This is a genomic window from Silanimonas sp., assembly GCF_044377035.1.
Classification (GTDB): Bacteria; Pseudomonadota; Gammaproteobacteria; order Xanthomonadales; family Xanthomonadaceae; genus Silanimonas.
This window is the reverse complement of sequence record NZ_JBILJW010000004.1, coordinates 69,861-88,812: the sequence shown is the minus strand read 5'-3', so window position 1 is coordinate 88,812 and position 18,952 is coordinate 69,861. Positions and strand designations below refer to the sequence as shown.

Annotated in this window: 12 protein-coding genes; 7 read left to right on the top strand and 5 right to left on the bottom strand. The window is 69.0% G+C overall.

Annotated features, from left to right (window positions below):
- The first annotated feature begins 103 nt into the window (after nucleotides 1–103).
- From pulA to malQ, 5 genes are all read left to right on the top strand, one after another.
- A complete protein-coding gene (gene pulA, locus ACIQ6S_RS03300; protein ID WP_397607117.1) occupies nucleotides 104–2,833 on the top strand; it encodes a pullulanase-type alpha-1,6-glucosidase in 2,730 nt (909 codons plus the stop codon).
- Nucleotides 2,834–2,913: 80 nt separating this feature from the next.
- Nucleotides 2,914–5,409: a glycogen/starch/alpha-glucan phosphorylase gene (locus ACIQ6S_RS03295; RefSeq protein ID WP_397607116.1), complete on the top strand. Its 2,496-nt coding sequence runs from the start codon at nucleotides 2,914–2,916 to the stop codon at nucleotides 5,407–5,409.
- Nucleotides 5,402–7,636, top strand: a complete 2,235-nt coding sequence (gene glgB, locus ACIQ6S_RS03290) for a 1,4-alpha-glucan branching protein GlgB (RefSeq protein WP_397607115.1) — start codon at nucleotides 5,402–5,404, stop codon at nucleotides 7,634–7,636. Before ACIQ6S_RS03295 ends, glgB begins: the two co-directional genes overlap by 8 nt.
- Complete coding sequence (gene glgX / locus ACIQ6S_RS03285) at nucleotides 7,633–9,768, top strand: glycogen debranching protein GlgX (RefSeq protein WP_397607114.1); 2,136 nt, start codon at nucleotides 7,633–7,635, stop codon at nucleotides 9,766–9,768. The genes glgB and glgX overlap by 4 nt, the downstream gene beginning before the upstream one ends.
- Nucleotides 9,768–11,288, top strand: a complete 1,521-nt coding sequence (gene malQ / locus ACIQ6S_RS03280; protein ID WP_397607113.1) for a 4-alpha-glucanotransferase — start codon at nucleotides 9,768–9,770, stop codon at nucleotides 11,286–11,288. Before glgX ends, malQ begins: the two co-directional genes overlap by 1 nt.
- A 43-nt stretch (nucleotides 11,289–11,331) precedes the next feature.
- On the opposite strand, the gene ACIQ6S_RS03275 is transcribed toward malQ, so the two are convergent.
- Together ACIQ6S_RS03275 and ACIQ6S_RS03270 are read right to left on the bottom strand one after the other, a co-directional pair.
- Nucleotides 11,332–14,463, bottom strand: a complete 3,132-nt coding sequence (locus ACIQ6S_RS03275; RefSeq protein WP_397607112.1) for an FG-GAP-like repeat-containing protein — start codon at nucleotides 14,461–14,463, stop codon at nucleotides 11,332–11,334.
- A gap of 234 nt (nucleotides 14,464–14,697) precedes the next feature.
- Nucleotides 14,698–15,075 (bottom strand): hypothetical protein, encoded by a 378-nt coding sequence (locus ACIQ6S_RS03270; RefSeq protein WP_397607111.1) that lies wholly within the window; start codon nucleotides 15,073–15,075, stop codon nucleotides 14,698–14,700.
- 95 nt (nucleotides 15,076–15,170) lie between these two features.
- On the opposite strand from ACIQ6S_RS03270, the gene ACIQ6S_RS03265 reads away from it, so the two are divergent.
- Both ACIQ6S_RS03265 and ACIQ6S_RS03260 read left to right on the top strand, forming a co-directional pair.
- Nucleotides 15,171–15,935: a helix-turn-helix domain-containing protein gene (locus tag ACIQ6S_RS03265; protein WP_397607110.1), complete on the top strand. Its 765-nt coding sequence runs from the start codon at nucleotides 15,171–15,173 to the stop codon at nucleotides 15,933–15,935.
- A complete protein-coding gene (locus tag ACIQ6S_RS03260; protein ID WP_397607109.1) occupies nucleotides 15,932–17,158 on the top strand; it encodes a saccharopine dehydrogenase family protein in 1,227 nt (408 codons plus the stop codon). Before ACIQ6S_RS03265 ends, ACIQ6S_RS03260 begins: the two co-directional genes overlap by 4 nt.
- A gap of 3 nt (nucleotides 17,159–17,161) precedes the next feature.
- Here the strand turns inward: ACIQ6S_RS03260 and ACIQ6S_RS03255 are convergent, their stop codons facing one another.
- The 3 genes from ACIQ6S_RS03255 to ACIQ6S_RS03245 all read right to left on the bottom strand — a co-directional run bounded on the left by ACIQ6S_RS03255 (nucleotide 17,162) and on the right by ACIQ6S_RS03245 (nucleotide 18,951).
- Entirely contained in the window at nucleotides 17,162–17,746 is a 585-nt protein-coding gene (locus tag ACIQ6S_RS03255; protein ID WP_397607108.1) for a DUF4136 domain-containing protein, read from the bottom strand.
- A gap of 22 nt (nucleotides 17,747–17,768) precedes the next feature.
- Nucleotides 17,769–18,374: a DUF4136 domain-containing protein gene (locus ACIQ6S_RS03250; RefSeq protein ID WP_397607107.1), complete on the bottom strand. Its 606-nt coding sequence runs from the start codon at nucleotides 18,372–18,374 to the stop codon at nucleotides 17,769–17,771.
- 127 nt (nucleotides 18,375–18,501) lie between these two features.
- Nucleotides 18,502–18,951, bottom strand: a complete 450-nt coding sequence (locus tag ACIQ6S_RS03245) for a DUF1810 domain-containing protein (RefSeq protein WP_397607106.1) — start codon at nucleotides 18,949–18,951, stop codon at nucleotides 18,502–18,504.
- Nucleotide 18,952: the final 1 nt, after the last annotated feature.

Here is an 18,952-nt window from a genome sequence, read left to right as displayed (position 1 = left end):
GTCCCGAACCCGGGCGGCGCACGCATACGTATGCATCGCGATCGAGCCGCCTACCGCGCGCGCACGGCCTAGGATGCGAAGCCGCCCGCCCGACGGACTTTCCATGCTGCTTCGCACCACCGCCTTCGTCGCCCTCGCCGTCGCCGCGAGCCCGGCCCACGCGATGCCGCCGCCCGACACGCGACCGGCGGAGTGCGCCGTGCATGCCGGAACGACGGTGATCCATCCATGGTCCGACGCCCTGCCCGCGCACCAACGCGCGGCGTGGCTCGATGCCACGACACTGCGCTGGGCCGCGCCAGCGGAGGCCGCCTCGGTCGTGCTGCTGCGCGCGCCGAGCCCGCAGCTTCGGCTCGTTCCCGGCGCCGCGCCGGAAGGCCACGCGATCCGGCATGCACTGGCGCCGATCCGTCTTCGCAGCAGCGATTCCCGTTTCAGCCATGTGGGCGGCGGCACCTTCGAACTCGCCGACCCGCTGCCGACGGACGCTTGGCGCGAAACGCTGGTCGTCGCGGCGCTCGACGCCGACGGCCGCGTGCTCGATGCCACCGGCCTGCAGAACGCCGGCGCGTTGGATGCCGTGTTCGCGCCCAAGGCGAAGGACGCCACGCTCGGCGCGACGATCGACGCGGGCGCGACACGCTTCGCGCTGTGGGCCCCGACGGCCACGAACGTGTCGCTCTGCTTGTTCGGCGCCACCGAGGCGTCGACCGCCGGCGTTGCACCGACCGTTGATGCTCAGCTGATGCATATCGAGTCCGCGAGCGGCGTGTGGACGCACACCGTCCCCGCCGACCTTCGCGGTCGACGCTATGCCTTCCTCGTCGACGTTCTGGTGCCGGGCGTCGGTCTCGTGCGCAACCGCGTTACCGATCCGTATGCGCTCGGCTTGAATGCGGATTCGCAGGCGTCTGTCGTGCTCGATCTCGACGACCCGGCGACGAAGCCGGAGGGCTGGGCCGACGACCGCCGCCCCGACACCGTGCAAGGCAACACCGATCTCGTGGTCTACGAGCTACACGTCCGCGACTTCTCGCGCGACGACGCCACGGTGCCCGCCGCGCATCGCGGCACCTACCTCGCTTTCACCCATGACGACACGGCGGGCATGAGGCATCTGCGAGCGCTGGCCGCCGCCGGCCTCACCGACGTGCACCTGCTGCCCACCTACGACCTCGCTTCCGTGCCAGAACGCGATTGCGCGCGGCCCGAGCTTCCTGCCGGTGAAGGCCCGGCCGGCGAAGGCGTGCAGGCGGCGATCGGCGCCGTGCGCGAGCGTGACTGCTACAACTGGGGCTATGACCCGTGGCACTTCAACGTGCCCGAGGGCAGCTACAGCACGGCGCCCGACGAGGCCGCGACGCGGGTACGCGAGTTCCGCACGATGGTTCAGGCGCTGCACCAAGCCGGCCTGCGCGTGGGCCTCGATGTCGTCTACAACCACACGATGGCGAGCGGGCAGGACCGGCAGTCGGTGCTCGACCGCGTCGTGCCGGGCTACTACCACCGCTTGAACGCGCAAGGCTTGGTGGAGACCTCGACCTGCTGCCCGAACACCGCCACCGAGGCCACGATGATGGCCAAGCTGATGATCGAATCGGCGGTGATCTGGGCGCGCGACTACCGCATCGATTCCTTCCGCTTCGACCTGATGGGCCACCAGCCCAAGGCGGCGATGCTCGAGCTGCAGCGCGCGGTCGACGCAGCCACCGGTCGCCGCATCCACCTGCTGGGCGAGGGCTGGAACTTCGGCGAAGTCGCCGACGGGGCCCGCTTCCCGCAAGCCACGCAGGGCGTGTTGAACGGCACCGGCATCGCCACCTTCAGCGACCGGATGCGCGACGCGGCCCGCGGCGGCCGCGCCGGTGACCGAGGCGAGGCGCTGAACGCGCAGGGCTGGCTCTCCGGCCTCCACCACGCGCCGAACGCGGCGAACGCCGCACGCCCGAAGGCGGAGACCGAAGCGGAACTGCGCCGTGCCGAGGCGCTGATCCGTGTCGGCCTCGCGGGCACGCTCGTCGATGTCGAGACCTTCGACGCCGACGGCGTGGTGAAGCCGCTGCGCGACATCCGCTACGGCAGCGGCCCGGCCGGCTATGCCAGCCAGCCGGACGAGGTCGTCAACTACACCGAGAACCACGACAACCTCACGCTGTTCGACAGCAACGCCCTGCGCCTGCCGCTTGAGACCACGCGCCATGACCGGGCACGCGTGCAGGTGCTGGGCAACGCGCTGGTGTTGCTTGCGCAAGGCGTGGCCTACCTGCACGCCGGGCAAGAGGTGATGCGCAGCAAGTCGCTGGACCGCAACAGCTACAACTCCGGCGATGCGTTCAACGTCGTCGATTGGACCGGTGAACGCAGCACCTTCGGCATCGGCCTGCCGCCGGCCTGGGACAACGAGGACAGCTGGCCGCAGATGCGCGTCGTGCTCGGGCGCGCCGGAGAGATCGCACCCCGCGCCGAGGACGCCGCCTTCGTGAACACCTGGACGCAGGCCCTGCTGCGCCTGCGCCGCGACGAGCCCCTGCTGCGGCTGGCGACGACCGATGCCGTGCAGGCCGCGCTGCGCTTCGTCCCGGTGGACGGCGAACCCGGTCTCGTCATCGGGCATCTCGACGGCCGCGCGCTGCCGGCCACGCATCTGGCGCACGGCCGACAGCTTGTCTATGTGCTCAACACCGACCCGCGCCCGCGCACGGCAACGGTGGCGGCGACAGGCGGCGGCAGCTGGACGCTGCACCCCGCCCTCGACGGTCTCGCCGAGGGCACGCTTGGCGCCGACGGACGGGTCTCGGTGCCGGGCCGCAGCGTCGCGGTTTTCGTGCGTTGATCGACACGCCGTCGTGCCCGCGCCCATGAATACGTTTTCACGCCCGCCCCAGCGCGGACGTGGGTCTTAAGCTCCCGCGGATGACGACCCAGCCCGCTACCGTTCCGGCCACGACGCCGGCCGCCCCGCCCGCCGCCGACCTCGTCGCGGCCTTCCGTCGAGCGCTTGCCATGACGACCACCGACGGCCGCGAGGCCCCCGCTGCCCGCGCCGCGCTGCGTGCCGCCGCCGAGGCCTGCCGCGGCCCGCTGGCCGAGCGCTGGGCCGCCACACAGGCCAAGGACGCCGCGCGCGGCAAGGACCAGCGCCGCGTGCATTACCTGTCGATGGAATTCCTGATGGGCCGCGCGATGCGCAACGCCCTCGCCGCCCTGCAGCTCGAGCCCGCGCTGCGCGATGAACTCGCCGCACGCGGCGTTTCGCTCGCCGACGTGCTCGAATCCGAGCCGGATGCCGCGCTGGGCAACGGCGGCCTCGGCCGCCTGGCCGCCTGCTTCCTCGATTCCTTCGCGGAGCTCGGCCTGCCCTCCTTCGGCTACGGCCTGCGCTACCGCTACGGCATGTTCGCGCAGGGCCTGCAGGACGGCGCACAGGTCGAGCGCCCGGACGACTGGCAGCGCGACGGCACGCACTGGGATTTCGAACGCGCCGACGTCGCCTTCGTGGTGGGCTTCGGCGGCCATGTCGAGTCGGACGCCGGTGGCACGCGTCGCTGGGTGCCGGCCGAACGCGTCCGCGCCCGCGCTTTCGACTTCGTGGTGCCGGCACATGCCCATGGCCACGTCGCCACGCTGCGCCAGTGGGAGGCCAGCGCCGAGCAGCCGATCGATTTCGCCGCTTTCTGCCGCGGGGATTACGCCGCAGCGGGCGCCGCGCAACTTGCCGCCGACACGCTGAACTGGGTGCTCTACCCCGACGACAGCACCGAGGCCGGCCGCACGCTTCGCCTGAAGCAGGAGGCCTTCCTCGTTTCCGCCTCGCTGCAGGACCTGATCGCGCGCCATCTCGCCGAAGGCCGGCCGCTGGCCGAGCTCGGTCGCGGCAACGCCATCCATCTCAACGACACGCATCCCGCGCTGGCCCCGGCCGAACTCATGCGGATTCTTGTCGATGAGCATGGCTTGGAGTGGGGCGAGGCCTGGGCGATCACCCGCCAGGCCGTGGCCTACACCAACCACACCCTAATGCCGGAAGCGCTGGAGACCTGGCCGGTCGCGATGGTCGAGCGCCTGCTGCCGCGCCACCTCGAGATCATCTACCGCATCAACCACGAATTTCTGTCTGAGGTGCGAACCAAATCGCCGGGCGACGACGACTTGGTGCAGCGCGTGTCGATCATCGACGAGCTGCACGGCCGCCGCGTGCGCATGGCCGCGCTCGCCGTCGTCGCGTCGCACCAGGTCAACGGTGTGGCGAAGCTGCATTCCGACCTGATGGTCGAAACGATCTTCTCCGACTACGCGCGCCTCTATCCGGAGCGCTTCACCAACGTCACCAACGGCGTCACGCCGCGGCGCTGGCTGCAGCAGTGCAACCCGGGCCTGTCGAACCTGCTGGACGACAGCATCGGCACCGGCTGGCGCCGCGACCTCGGCCAGCTCTCGGCCCTGCGTGCGCAGGCAGGCGACGCCGCACTGGGCCGGCGCCTCGCCGCGGTGAAGCGCGCCAACAAGGAAAAGCTGGCCGAGCGCATCCGCCGCGAACTCGGCGTGGTGGTCGATGTCGATTCGCTGTTCGACGTGCAGATCAAGCGCATCCACGAGTACAAGCGCCAGCTGCTCAACCTGCTGCACGTCGTCGCCCGCTATCAGGCCATGCTGGCGAACCCGGCCGGCCCCGAGGGCCAGGGCTGGACGCCGCGCACCGTCGTGATCGCCGGCAAGGCCGCCAGCGCCTACGTGGCGGCGAAGCAGATCGTCCGCCTCGCTACGGACATCGGCCGCGTGGTCAACAGCGACCCGCGCCTCGGCGGCAAGCTGAAGCTGGTCTTCCTGCCGAACTACGGCGTGTCGCTGGCCGAGTCGATCATCCCGGCCGCCGACCTCTCCGAGCAGATCAGCACCGCGGGCACGGAAGCCAGCGGCACCGGCAACATGAAGTTCGCCATGAACGGCGCGCTGACCATCGGCACCTGGGACGGCGCCAACATCGAGATGGCACAGCACATCGGCGAGGACGACGTGTTCGTGTTCGGCTTGCGCGCCGATGCGGTGGCGAACCTGAAGGCCGTGGGCTACGACCCGCGCTGGATCGCCGCGCAGAACGCTTCTCTCAAAGCCGTGCTCGACGCCATCGGCAGCGGCGCCTTCAGCCCCGGCGAACCGCAGCGCTATCGCGCCCTCGTCGACGGCCTGCTGAACCGCGACACCTACCTGCTGCTCGCCGACTTCGCCGACTACGTCGCCACGCAGGCGCGCGTGGATGTGCTCTACCGCGATCCGAAAGCGTGGAATGCCGCCGTGATCCGCAACATCGCCGGCATGAGCTACTTCTCGGCCGACCGCACGGTGGCCGAGTACGCCGCCAAGGTCTGGTCCGTGCCCGGCGCCGCGAAGGCCGCGAAAACGAATGCTTGATCCGGGCGCCGTCGCGGCCCTGCTCGCGGCGCGCCACGCCGATCCCTTCGCCGTGCTCGGCCTCCACGCCGACGCGGCCGGCGCGCTGTGGCTGCGCGCCCTGCTGCCCGGCGCCGACGCCGTCGACGTGCTCGATGCCGCGACGGGCAAGGCCGTCGCGACGCTGGCGCCGCGCGCCCTCGGGCTGTCGGCGGGCGAGAGCCTGGTCACGCCGCTGTTCGAAGGCCGCATCCCTCGCCGAAAGCAGCGTTTCGACTACCTCCTGCGGGTGCGCTGGGCCAATGGCGACGACGGCACCTACGCGGACGCCTATGCGTTCGGCCCGCAGATCAGCGACGACGAACTGCGCGCCTTCCACGAAGGCCACCACACCCGCCCTCAGCGCTTCCTCGGCGCGCACGCCACTACGATCAGCGGCATTCAGGGCGTCCGCTTCGCCGTCTGGGCGCCGAATGCGCGGCGCGTTTCCGTGGTCGGCGATTTCAACGGCTGGGACGGCCGCCGGCATCCGATGCGCCTGCGCCACACCGCGGGCGTGTGGGAGCTGTTCGTGCCGCATGCCGCGCCGGGCGACCTCTACAAGTACGAGCTGGTCGATGCCAACGGCAGCCTGTTGCCGGCCAAGGCCGACCCCTACGCGTTCGCCAGCGAGCTGCGCCCCGGCAATGCCAGCCGCGTGGCCGCGCCGCGCGCCGACACGCCCCTGCCGGCCAACCGCGCCGCACGCAACCATCGTGGCGTGCCGATCAGCACCTACGAGGTGCACCTCGCCTCCTGGGCGCACCCCGACCTCGCCACGGCGACCGCCGAACGCCCTGCCTGCGCCGAGCACAGCGCACGCACCGGCTTCCCGCACTGGGATGCGCTGGCCGCGGTGCTGCCCGGCTACGCGGCGGCGCTCGGCTTCACCCACGTCGAACTGCTGCCGATCACCGAGCATCCCTTCGACGGCAGCTGGGGCTACCAGACGCTCGGACTGTTCGCGCCCACCGCGCGCTTCGGCGAACCGGAAGGCTTCGGTCGTTTCGTCGCCGCCTGCCATGCGGCTGGCCTCGGCGTGATCCTTGATTGGGTACCGGCGCATTTCCCGCGCGACGCCCACGGCCTCGGCCGCTTCGACGGCACGGCGCTCTACGAATACGCCGACCCGCGCGAAGGCGAGCACCGCGACTGGGGCACGCTGATCCCGAACTTCGGCCGCAACGAGGTGGTGAGCTTCCTCACCGGCAGCGCGCTGCACTGGCTGGAGCACTGGGGCGTCGACGGCCTGCGCGTGGATGCGGTGGCCTCGATGCTCTACCGCGACTATTCCCGCGAGGCGGGGAACTGGATACCCAACGCGCACGGTGGCCGGGAGAACCTCGAAGCCATCGCGCTGCTGAAGCACATCAACACCACGATCGGCCGCGAATGCCCCGGCGCCATCACGCTGGCCGAAGAGTCCACGAGCTTCCCCGGGGTATCGGCGCCGGTGCACGCCGGGGGGCTCGGCTTCCACTTCAAATGGAACATGGGGTGGATGAACGACACGCTGCGCTACCTGCAGGAAGAGCCCGTGCATCGGCGCTGGCACCACGACCGGATGAGCTTCGGCCTCGTGTACGCCTTCAGCGAGAACTTCATGCTGCCGCTGTCCCACGACGAAGTGGTGCACGGCAAGGGCTCGATCCTCGGCCGCTGCCCCGGCGACGATTGGCAGCGCTTCGCCAACCTGCGCGCCTACTACGGCTTCATGTGGGGCCACCCGGGCAAGAAGCTGCTGTTCATGGGCCAGGAGTTCGCTCAAGGCGACGAATGGCGCGATGCCGAACCGCTGCCCTGGCACCTGTTGCAGTACCCGCACCACGCCGGCGTGCGCGACCTCGTGCGCGACCTCAATGCCCTGTATCGCGAAGCCCCGGCCCTGCATGCGCTCGATGGCGAAGCCGCCGGTTTCGAGTGGCTGGTCGGCGACGACCGCGAGCAGAGCGTGTTCGCGTGGGCGCGGCATGACGGTGCCGGCGACATCGCCCTCGTCGTCTGCAACTTCACCCCGGTGCCGCGCGAGGGCTATCGCCTGCCGCTGCCGAAGGGCGCACCGAAGGCCTGGCGCGAAGCGCTGAACACCGATTCGCGCCACTACGGCGGCAGCGACGCTGGCAACGGCGGCGGCGTGCTGAAGGCGAAGGACGGCGGGCTCACCCTGACCTTGCCGCCACTGGCCACCGTGGTGCTGCGCCCGGCATGAGCATGCTGCTGCCCGGCCCGCATGCGCCGCTGGGCGCGCACGTGCGCGACGGCGGCGTGGACGTCGCCGTGGCCTCGCAGCGCGCGAAGCGCATCGAGCTCTGCGTGTTCAGCGACGACGGCACGCGCGAACTCGAACGCCTGCCGCTGCACTCGGGCGAGGACGGCGTGTTCCACGGACGCCTCGAAGGCGCCGGCCCCGGGTTGGTCTACGGCTTCCGCGCGCACGGCCGCTACCAGCCGGAGTCCGGCTACCGCTTCAACCCTTCCAAGCTGCTGCTCGATCCCTACGCCCGCGCGCTGGCCGGTGAATTCCAGTGGCGCCCCGAGCACCACGGCTGGGCCGCGAGCCACCCGCAGGGCCGCCAACCCGACACCCGCGACAACGCCGCGCTGGCGTTGAAGGCGCGCGTGGTCGACGTGCCCAGCGCGATCGCCGATGGTCTCGCCGTGCGAGCCACCTCGCGCCCGCGCCGCCCGCTGCGCGACAGCGTGCTATACGAATTGAACGTGCGCGGCTTCACCATGCAGCTGCCGGGCGTTCCCGAGGCGCTGCGCGGCACCTTCGAAGGCCTCGCCCATCCGGCATCGATCGCGCACCTGAAGTCGCTGGGCGTCACCACGCTGTCGCTGATGCCGGTGATGGAGTGGCTCGACGAAGCGCCGCTGGTCGAGCGTGGCCTGCGCAACTACTGGGGCTACAACACGCTCGCGTTCTTCTGCCCGGCGCGGCGGCTCTGCCGACATCCGCACGATGGGATCAATGAATTCCGTCGCATGGTCGCCACCCTGCAGCGCGAAGGCTTCGATGTCGTGCTCGACGTGGTTTTGAACCACACGGCGGAAGGCGACAAGCACGGCCCGACCCTCAGCTTCCGCGGCCTCGACAACGCCAGCTGGTACCGCCTCGTCGGCGACGACCGCAGCCGCTACGAGAACGTCAGCGGCTGCGGCAACACCCTGCGCCTGATCCACCCGCGCACCACCCAGTTCGCGCTCGACGTGCTGCGCTACTGGGTCGAGACGATGGGCGTCGACGGCTTCCGCTTCGACCTCGGCGCCGCGCTCGGGCGCACGCGCCACGGCTTCGATCCGTCCGCGCCGTTCTTCGTCGCGCTGCGGCAGGACCCGACGCTGGCGCAGGTGCACCTGATCGCCGAGCCGTGGGATGCCGGCTTCGAGGGCTACCAGCTCGGCCGCTTCCCGGGCCGCTTCGCCGAGTGGAACGACCGCTTCCGCGATGCCGTCCGCGGCTACTGGCTGGGCGCGGCAGCCACGGCCGACGGCCACCCGCTCAGCGCCGTGCCGCGCAGTGAGTTCGCCAAACGCTTCACCGCGTCGAGCGACCTGTTCCAGCACGGCCAGCGCCGGCCGCAGGCCAGCATCAACTACGTGAGCGCGCATGACGGCCGGACGCTCGCCGACGTCGTCGGCTACGCGCGACGGCACAACGAAGCGAACGGCGAGCACAACCGCGACGGCCACGCGCACGAGGTGTGCACGAACTTCGGTGTCGAAGGCGCGACCGATGAAGCGGCTGTCCTCGAACGCCGTCGCCGGGTCCGCCGCGCGCTGCTGGCGACCACGCTGCTGGCGCAAGGCACGCCGATGCTGCTGGCCGGCGACGAAGCGGGGAACTCGCAGGCCGGCAACAACAACGCCTACTGCCAGGACAACCCCACGGGTTGGATCGACTGGGCCGGCCTCGGCACCGATGACGATGCGCGCGCGCTGGTCGCAGCGCTCGTCGCGTTGCGCGCCAGCGAGGCCTACCTGCGCTGGCCCACGTGGTTCCTGCCCGAGCCTGGCGACGACGACCCGACCATCCGCTGGCTGCGCCCCGACGGCAGCGACATGCGCGTGGACGATTGGCACGACGCCAACGACGGCGCCTTCGCCTGCCAGCTCCGCGCCGCCGGCTCGTCCGCGCCGCGCGGCTGCATCGCCTTCAACCCGGGTGGGAGCGATCGGCCCTTCGAACTGCCCGACGGCCCGTGGCATGTGCTGCTGGAAACCTCCGGCACCTTCCCGGACCAAGCGCTCACCACCACACTCGCGTCCCCGGCCGTGCTCGTCCCGGCCCACAGCCTGCTCGTCCTTCGCCGCCTCACCTCCGCTCCGGAGCCGACCTGATGTTCAACCTCGACCAGCGCGCCGCCGGCGTGCTCCTGCATGTCACTTCCCTGCCCGGCCCGCACGGCATCGGCGACTTCGGCCCGGACGCGTTCCGGTTCGTCGATTGGCTGAAAGACGCCGGCCAGACGATCTGGCAGTGGCTGCCGGTGAACCCCATCGGCCCGGGCAACTCGCCCTACCAGAGCGTGTCGGCCTTCGCCGGCAGCCCGCTGATGATCGCCCTCGAAGGCCTGGTCGCGAACGGCTGGCTCAAGGCGCCGACGCTGCCCGAAGGCGGCTTCGATGCACGCCAGGTCGACTTCGGCAAGGTCGTCGATTGGCGCAACGCGCAACTGCGCGCGGCCTATGCCGGCTATGTCGCGAAGAACGCGCCGGCTGAGCGCGCCGCCAAGGTCGCGTGGGCGCAGCAGGAGGCTTACTGGCTCGACGACTACGCGCTGTTCATGGCGCTGGAGACCGCGCACGGCGGCATGCCGTGGTGGACCTGGGCGCCGGCGCTGCGCGACCGCGACCCGAAGGCCTTGGCCGCCGCGCGCATCGAGCACGCCGCCGAGATCGGCTACTGGACGTGGGTGCAGTGGTGCTTCGACACGCAGGCCGCGGCGCTGAAGGGCTACGCCAACACGCAAGGCATCGCGGTGATGGGCGACCTGCCGATCTACATCGCGCACCACAGCGCCGACTGCTGGGCGCGCCCGGATTTGTATCAACTCGACAGCGACGGCCAGCCCACCGCCGTCGCCGGCTGCCCGCCCGATGCGATGGCGCCGACCGGCCAGCGCTGGGGCAACCCGCTGTACCGCTGGGACCGCATGGCGAAGGAAGACTTCGCGTGGTGGAGTGACCGCGTGCGCCGCGCGCTCGGCCTTGCCGACGTGTTCCGCATCGACCACTTCCGCGGTTTCGCTGGCTACTACGAGATCCCCGCGAGCTGCCCCACGGCTGAAGAAGGCCAGTGGGTACCCGGCCCCGGCAAGGCGCTGTTCGATGCCATCGAGAAAGCGCTTGGCCCGCTGCCCATCGTTGCTGAAGACCTCGGCCTGATCACGCCCGACGTCATCGAACTTCGCGACGGCTGCGGCTTCCCCGGCATGACGATCCTGCAGTTCGCCTTCGGCGGCGACGCCACGGACCCCTTCCTGCCGCACAACAGCGAAAGGGCGCGCGTGGCCTACACCGGCACGCACGACAACGACACCGTGCGCGGCTGGTGGAACAGCGCGACGCCGCGCGAGCGCCAGTTCGCCGGCAGCTACCTGCCCGCTTCCGAGCACGACGTGCACTGGGCGATGGTGCGCGCCTGCGCGAATTCGGTCGCGAACTTCGCCGTGTTCCCGCTGCAGGACGTGCTCGGCCTCGACGCTGCGCACCGCATGAACATCCCGGGCACGATGGGTGACCACAACTGGAGCTGGCGCTTCACCTGGCCGATGGTCGACGACGAGGCGAAGCGCGTGCTCGGCCTGATCACCGCGACGAGCGGCCGCGGGCCGTGGGGTTTGAGCGGGATCCGCTGAACCGACGAGGGGCACGGCGGCCGAAGCCGTCGCGCCCTCGTCCTCAGGGGACAACGCAGGGCGAGGGATCGGTAAGCAGACTCACCGGCCGATCCTGCACCCAGGTTCCGCTCAAGGGCGATGCCAACTGGGCGTTCAACGCGAGTCCCGAGATTCTGCTGCCATTGAACCGCCGCGTCATCGTGCCTGCACTCGATCGCACAGGATTCCCGGTTCGGTCACACAGCGGGCAGAACCCCCGCGCTTGCCCGAGCGGGATCGCGGTGTCGGTCGAAGTGAAGCCTGCCTTCTCCCCAGTCAGCCAACGAGGATTGCCGCGCCCGTCGTAGAGATAGACCGGAATGAACTCGTAATCCGGGAAGAAGGTGACGGTGTAGCCGTAGCCCGAAAGCGTCGGCGCGAACCACAAGCCGTTGTTGCCTTCGTATCCTGCAGGGCAGCCCACGCCGCCTAGACGCTCCATCGTCTCCGAACCCGACTCGCCGTTGAGGTTCCAGCTGAAGACGATGCGATCCGAGCCCCCTTGCTTACCCAACTCGGTAACTCGCACCGATCCCACGGTGCGGCTCAAGTTTGATCCGTTGTACCACTGGAAGCGCAGCAGCGGCGCCGACCATGTCCCGAGGTTCGGGCTAGGCGCGAAGTCCTGCGCGTAGTACCAGACAGGCGTACCGTCTTCGAGATAGGTGTACCAGATCAGAACGCGCTGGCCGGACACGTACTCGTAGGACACGCCGTGCCCGCCCCGCGACGGGTTGTAGAAGTGCCCAGCAGCGACGGCGGGAACCGTCGTCGAATTGGTGATCGTCGCCTTGACGGTGAGGTCGGCGGCCGTGCCCCCCGGGTTCACCGGCGTCAAATACCAGCGGCCTGCCGAGAGATTCGAGCCCGACACCACCAGCACTTCGTTGCCTGAGGGGGTCGTGCCGCTGGCCAGCGTCTCCGTACGCCGCGGTGCCGCGAGAACATTCGGCGATGAACTGAAAGGACGTCGCGACAGGTAAAGGTCGACGTTCTGTGCACTCGTGGTCTCGAAACGCACCTCGCGCGCGGTCGGCGGCACGTCGATGTAGAGGTGCTCGTGGGTTTCTCCAGCGTTCAAGACGAGCGGTTTCACCGTCCCGCTGGAAAGGGCGTGCGCAGGCCGACGGAAATTGGTCGGGAACGGACGCTCGCGAAGCAGGTAGCCCGCCGTCAATCCGGCAGCGAACGCGACGTCCACATCGCCGTCCCTGTCGACGTCGACGGGAACCGCCGTGCGCCCTTCGAGGCGTACCGCGTCCAATCCAGCGCGCACGCCCATCGGGATCCAATCACGGCCACGATTCAACAGCAGTTCTACATAGGGCCCCGGGTTATTGCCGTCGATCGACGACATCCGTACGAAGAGATCCCGTCGGCCGTCTCCATCGAAATCCAGCGCATTGACGTCGTAGATCCACGTCTCCAACGGCCATTTGTTCGGCAGGTCGGCGGTGCGGTCTTCGAAAGTGCCGTCGCCACGACCGCGGTAGTAGTGGAGAACCGAGACATCGCGGTAGTCGGGCGTGGCACCTGCCACGATGTCATCGATGCCATCTCCGTCCATGTCGGCGACGGTGATTGCTGCGGTCTGTGCGCCCTCGGAAGGGCGACGACGCGGCAGGGTGTCCTCCGGAGCAAAGCTGAAGCGGCCTGCTCCGTTGTTCACGAGGATGCGATCGTGACGTTCCTGGGGGTCATTGGGCCCCGCAGGACGGTAAAGCGACGCGACGATGTCGAGGTCACCGTCCCGGTCTACATCGATCGTCCGAGCGATAAGGCACCGGAGGTATCCGCGCTCGATGTCGTTCGGCAGCGTGCCTGCCGAGGTCTGCTGGAAATTGCCTTGGCCGTCATTGCGCATCACCGCGGACGATTTGGCGGGATCGAGCTGGGTGAAGGAACAGAAAAAAATGTCCTCGTCCCCGTCGCGATCGAAGTCCCCCGCCGCGACACCGTGATGGAAACGCACAGGCCCAGGGAGGCGCGTCGTCGTTTCGTCGGCGAAGCGGCCGTCGGCCTGCTGCATGAACAGGCGCGCGACGCCACCGGGAAACGGCGCGGTGTCGGTGCCATGGTCCGCCAGCACGATGTCCTGCCGGCCGTCGCCATTGGCATCGAAAGCGACGGAGTCGCGGACATGCACCGTCAAAGGCGAACCGATCAGACGCTGCTCACTGCTTCCAAGCAAACGCGTGCCACTCGGCGACAGCATCGACACCGCAGCCGTCGTTTCCGGGAAAGTAGGTGGCCAAATGAGGTTCGTGCCGAGGAAATGGGTGTCCTGACCAATGCGTACCGGCCACAGGTCGGTAATCGCGGAGGAACGCGCGGTGATCGTCTCGCTGGATGCGCGGAAGAGCGGCCGAAGGAAGGCGGCTTCCGACCAACGGGGAACGGATCGGCCGTCCGAGGCACCGGCCACCAGCGCCGGCGCACCCGTAATCGCGCTGGTAAGCGTAGTGCCTGTGCCCTCGTTGATCGGCCAAAAGCGCACTAGATCTGCCGGCTGGGTGACATAGCTGTCGGCCGCAGCACTGCCCTGCACTTCGGCACCATTCAGCGCGCGGTTCCAGATCTTCACGTTGCGCACAACGATCGACGACCCGCAGCACTGCGGGCCCGTGCCGTCCCCTCGCGCTCCCGCGCCTATGGCGAAAGGGACCCCGGGCGAAGGATGACTCGGCCCAGCACTGGAACCGGTGGCCACCTGAACGCCATCGACGAACAGCCGCAGCTCGGTGCCTTGCCGCGTCGCCGCGAGATGCGTCCATTGATACAACGGGAGGGGTTGCGAGGCGCGCACGTCGCGATAGGTACCGGCCTGCCCCGTGGTCTGGATGAAGGCCGGCGTCAGGCCGTCCTGCCCTTCGAAGGCGAGCACCACGTTGTAGAACGGGTCGGCGCCACGATTCGCGGCCACACGCCCGGCGATCACACCGAAGGGCGAAGCCGCCGTGGGGTAAACCCAAGCCTCGAGCGTGAAGTTCTCTGGCCAATTCAACTGCCCTGCGCCTGATTCCATGGCGATGGAACTCTCCGAAGCGGAGAACCGGAGGTATTCCTCAGCATCGAACGGCGGAGTCCCCGACCATGCGGGGGTGGCCATCAAGAGCGAAAAACACAGGGCAAGCGAACGAAACGCAGGTGACATGTCGACCTCCGTGTCCAGATATTCGGTGGATGGTGCGGCGCCGCACGACGGGCACCGAGGTTCATTGACTTCTCCCACCAGAAGCGAATCACAGTTTCTGAAGCGAGGCAATCCCGAGCCAACACCATGCATCGACTCAGGAATCCGAGCCGAACGGATCGTGATTGCGGGGAGGACGAGAGGCGGTCGCGCGAGAATCGGCTCGCAGATCGGCCCGCGACGGCCGCGTCCAACTCAGGCGCTGCGGGCGCGCATCGCCAGTAGGCTCGCAAGGATCAGCAGCACCAGCGCCGCCACATCAATCCAAACCACCCTCGCGATCAGTGCGTTGTAACCACCAACGCTCCAGGCAATGAGCAGAAAGCTGCCGATGCTGATGAAGCCGACGACGGCCGCGACCGATCGCCATGCGGGCACGAAGGCCGCCGCCACCATCACCCCTCCCACCAGACCAAACAGCACGGCGCGGTGTTGCATCAGGATGAGCAGGTTCGGGTCGGTGATGGGCAGGCCGTAAAGGCGCTGCAGCGAGGCCGCGCCGAGAACGCCGGTCACCGGCAACAGGTGAACCAGCCCAACGAGCAGCCATAGCGCCGCGGAGAATGCTTTCATGGTGAAGAACTCCTGAGGGATCGACGATGGCGAATCCTAGGCCGCAAAGATCAACGGCGCTTCCAGAAACGTGCGCTTCACCTCGAGGCCAGTTGGTGGACGGGGGGCACGTCATCCTCTACATCGGCCCGGCCTTTCCCATTGCGGCACACCGCAACAGCGTGACGGTCCTGGCCTTCGGGCTCGACGATGAATTCGAAGTGGCGGAACACTTGGATGGTCCTCCGGGAACCGGACGACGTGTGCGCAGTGCGGTGATTCCGGCCGGCCAATGGCATCGCCTGCACACGCCCGCCTCGACCCTGGCCTTTCTTTACCTCGATGCCGGCGATCAATCGTGGAAAAAGCTTGCCGCCTCGGGCACGCCGGGACCCAGAGCCTGTGCCATCGGCATCGCTGATGAGGAAAAGGCGCTGAATGTGCTTCGCCGCCTGCATGCACAGCCCCGTGCACAACGCGCCGACTTCATCGCCCTGAGGGCGTGCTTGGGAATCGAAGCGCCCCGCATGGATCGGAGGATCGAAGCCTCGCTGGCCCGTCTGCGCTCAGACCCCGGCCTCACGCATCGCGTCAGCGAGCATGCGGCGCAAGCCGGGCTGTCGGTCTCGCAATTCCAACGCCTCTTCACCGAGAGCACCGGCCTGCCGTGGCGTCGCTGGCGCCTTTGGCAACGCGTGGGTTCTGCGGTTCGCGAGATCGTTGCCGGCGCCTCGCTCACCGACGCCGCCCACACCGCGGGCTTTTCCAGTGGCGCGCATTTCAGCGACACCTTCAAGGCGATGTTTGGCATGCCGCCCTCCAACCTCAGCGCGATCGACCTCACGTGGACGGTCATCGACGTGCGACCATCCAGCCCATGAACAGAGAATTCGACCTCATCGTTTTTGGTGCCACCGGCTTCACTGGCCGCCTGGTGGCGGAGTATCTGCACAACACCTACGGCGCCACGGCGTCGGTGCGCTGGGCCATGGCGGGTCGCAGCGCGGCCAAGCTCGCGCAGGTTCGCGATGAGCTGGGCCTGCCGGGCGATCTGCCCTTGCTGGTCGCCGACGCCGCTGACGAAGCCGCGCTCGCGGCACTCGTCAAGCGCACGAAGGTGGTCATCACCACCGTCGGGCCTTACCAGCAATTCGGTGAACCGCTGATCCGCGCCTGCGCCCATGCCGGCACCGATTACGTCGATCTGTGTGGCGAGCCGGGCTGGATGGCCAAGATGATTCCCGAGCTGGAGTCACCCGCCAAAGCCAGCGGCGCGCGCATCGTGTTCTCATGTGGCTTCGATTCGATCCCGTTCGACCTCGGCGTGCTGCATGCCCAGCACGAGGCGAAGCAGAAATTCGGCATGTCGCTCACGCGCGTGCACGGCCGGGTCAGCGTCATGAAGGGCACGTTCTCGGGCGGCACCGTGGCCAGCATGTTGGCCACGATGGAAGCCATCGGCCGCGACCGCAGCTTGATTCGCACCTTGGGCGATCCCTTCGCATTGGTGCCGGGCTTCAAGGGCCCGCGCCAGCCGAACGACAACATCGCGGCCTTCGACGACCTGGCCAATGCATGGACCGCACCGTTCGTGATGGCGCCGATCAACACCAAGAACGTGCATCGCAGCCACGCCCTGCTGGGCCATCCGTGGGGCGAGGCCTTCGTGTACAGCGAACGCATGCTCACTGGCGAAGGAAAAGCGGGCGAGAAGCGCGCCAAGTCGATGGCACGCAATTCCAAACTTCAAACCATGCTGCTGGCCTTCGCGCCCACGCGCGCCCTGCTGCGGCGCTTCGCGCTGCCCAAGCCGGGTGAGGGCCCGAACAAACAGCAGCGCGAAAAAGGCCGCTACGAGGTGCTGTTCTTCGGCGAAACCGCCGATGGCCGCAAGCTCACCACGAAGGTCACCGGCGACCGCGATCCCGGTTACGGCTCGACCTGCAAGATGATCAGCGAGGCCGCGCTGTGCCTGGTGCAGGACGTCGACCGCCAGGCGACGCCGGGCGGCGCGTGGACGCCGGCGGCGGCGATGGGGATGCGCCTTGTTGAACGCCTGCGCCAGCGCGCTGGCCTCACCTTCGCGCCCGTCGAGGGACGCTGAGGCTCAGGGCGTCGACGATCGCGACGGCAGCGCCGCCATCACGCGGACCAGCGAGGCTTCGAGGGCCTCGCGTTCGCCATCGCGGCCGACGCGCGGCAGGTCCACGCTGCCGGTCCAGACCACGCGTTTCGCTTCGGCATCGACGATGTCGACCGCGATCGCCCCGGGAAGACGCGAACGCTCGCGCGATCCGCTGCCGCCGAGCGGAATACCCACGCCGAGGCCGCCTCGCGTGTTGCCGCCCCCGACGCCGACACCCAGCCCGAGGCTGAACGACGATCCGCCGTCCCCCTCACGCGCTGCGGCGATCACGTTGATGCGCAGCGCCGGCTGGTCGGGATCAAGGCGATAGCCCCGCGACTCCATCTCGCGACGAAGCACCGCCCGGGCACGTTCGCCGGCCATCGTGCCGTAGCCCTCCCGCTCCATCGCTAGTGGTTCGAAGAACGCGAATGTCGCGTACTGGCGCACGTCGGCGCCCGGGGCCTGCTCGGCCATGGCGATGGGGGTCGACGCGCAACCGGGCAGCGACACGGCGACGACGGCCGCAAGCAGTGGGGCGGCGAAGATCGAAGGACGCAGGCGCATGGGGGGCTCCGGTGGAAGGCGTTTAGGGGGTCGTCGCCGGCGTGGCGGGCGCGCCGCCCGCGCGATGCGGGAAGGCTTCGAAAATCTTCGCGATCGACAACACGGCACGCTCGCGACGCTCGGCCGGGGTGGGGCCGGCCGCGCTGCCCACGGCCACGCCCTCCCACACCAGCTGCTTCGCCCGCGCGTCGACGAGATCGACGTTGACGGTGCCTTCGGTGTACTGCATCACCTGCGCGCGCTCGTGCCACACCGGCACCGTGACGAAGGCGCGGGCGCGATAGCTGTAGTAGGTGGCATAGCCGGTCGTCGGCACCGACACGACGTCGGTTTTCTCCTCGACGAAGGCGTTGATGTTCACGCGCAGGTCGGGCGCGGCCTCGTCGTAGACGTAGCCGCGCGACTCCATCTGCCGACGCGCCTCGTCCTTCAGGCGCGCGCTCAGCAGCGTCGTGTAGCCGCGGGTTTCGATCGCCAGGGGCTCATAGAAGGCGAAACTGCGGTAGCGCGAGAAATCGGCTTCGGGATCTGCTTCGGTGGTCACGCGGGGGCCGGTGGCACAGGCGACGAGCCAGAGCGCGGCGAGTGCCAGCGCGGCAGTGCGGAACAGCGTGCGGAAGCGGAACATGGCAGGCCTCGGAGCGGGACGCGATGGCCCGATCCTACCCCCGCCGCCGGTCGATGGACTGTCGCCGAGGCCTCTGACAGCCACAGGACGATCCGGCCGTCGTCAACGGTTCAGGCAAGTCGAGAGCTCAGGGCGCGTCGTCGTCCGCGGCGAGACGATCCAGTGTCCGCGGATCGGGCCGTCCTGCGAATGCCCTGCGGAGCAGGCCCATGAAACACGGCTCACCCGGCGCCGCCGCAGCAAACAGCGTGAGGCAGGAGCACAGCTTCATCGCGTCCGTCTCGCCGAAGATGAGGTCCGGGGCATCGTCGCGATGCGCGGCCACGAGGGCGACGGCCTCGCGAAGGCGCGGCCCCAGCACGGCATGGGCGAGGTACGCCTCAGCCTCGTCCAGACCCGAGAGCCCAAAGCGTTCAGCCATCGCGCTAGAACCCAATCCGCGCAACTGGGGAAAGACGAACCACATCCAGTGGCCCGTCTTGCGCCCCGACCTCAACTCGTCGACCACATCCAACCACACCGGTGCCTGCGCCGCGATGAAGCGAGCGAGGTCGAACGGGTCCGCGGCCGTGGCCACG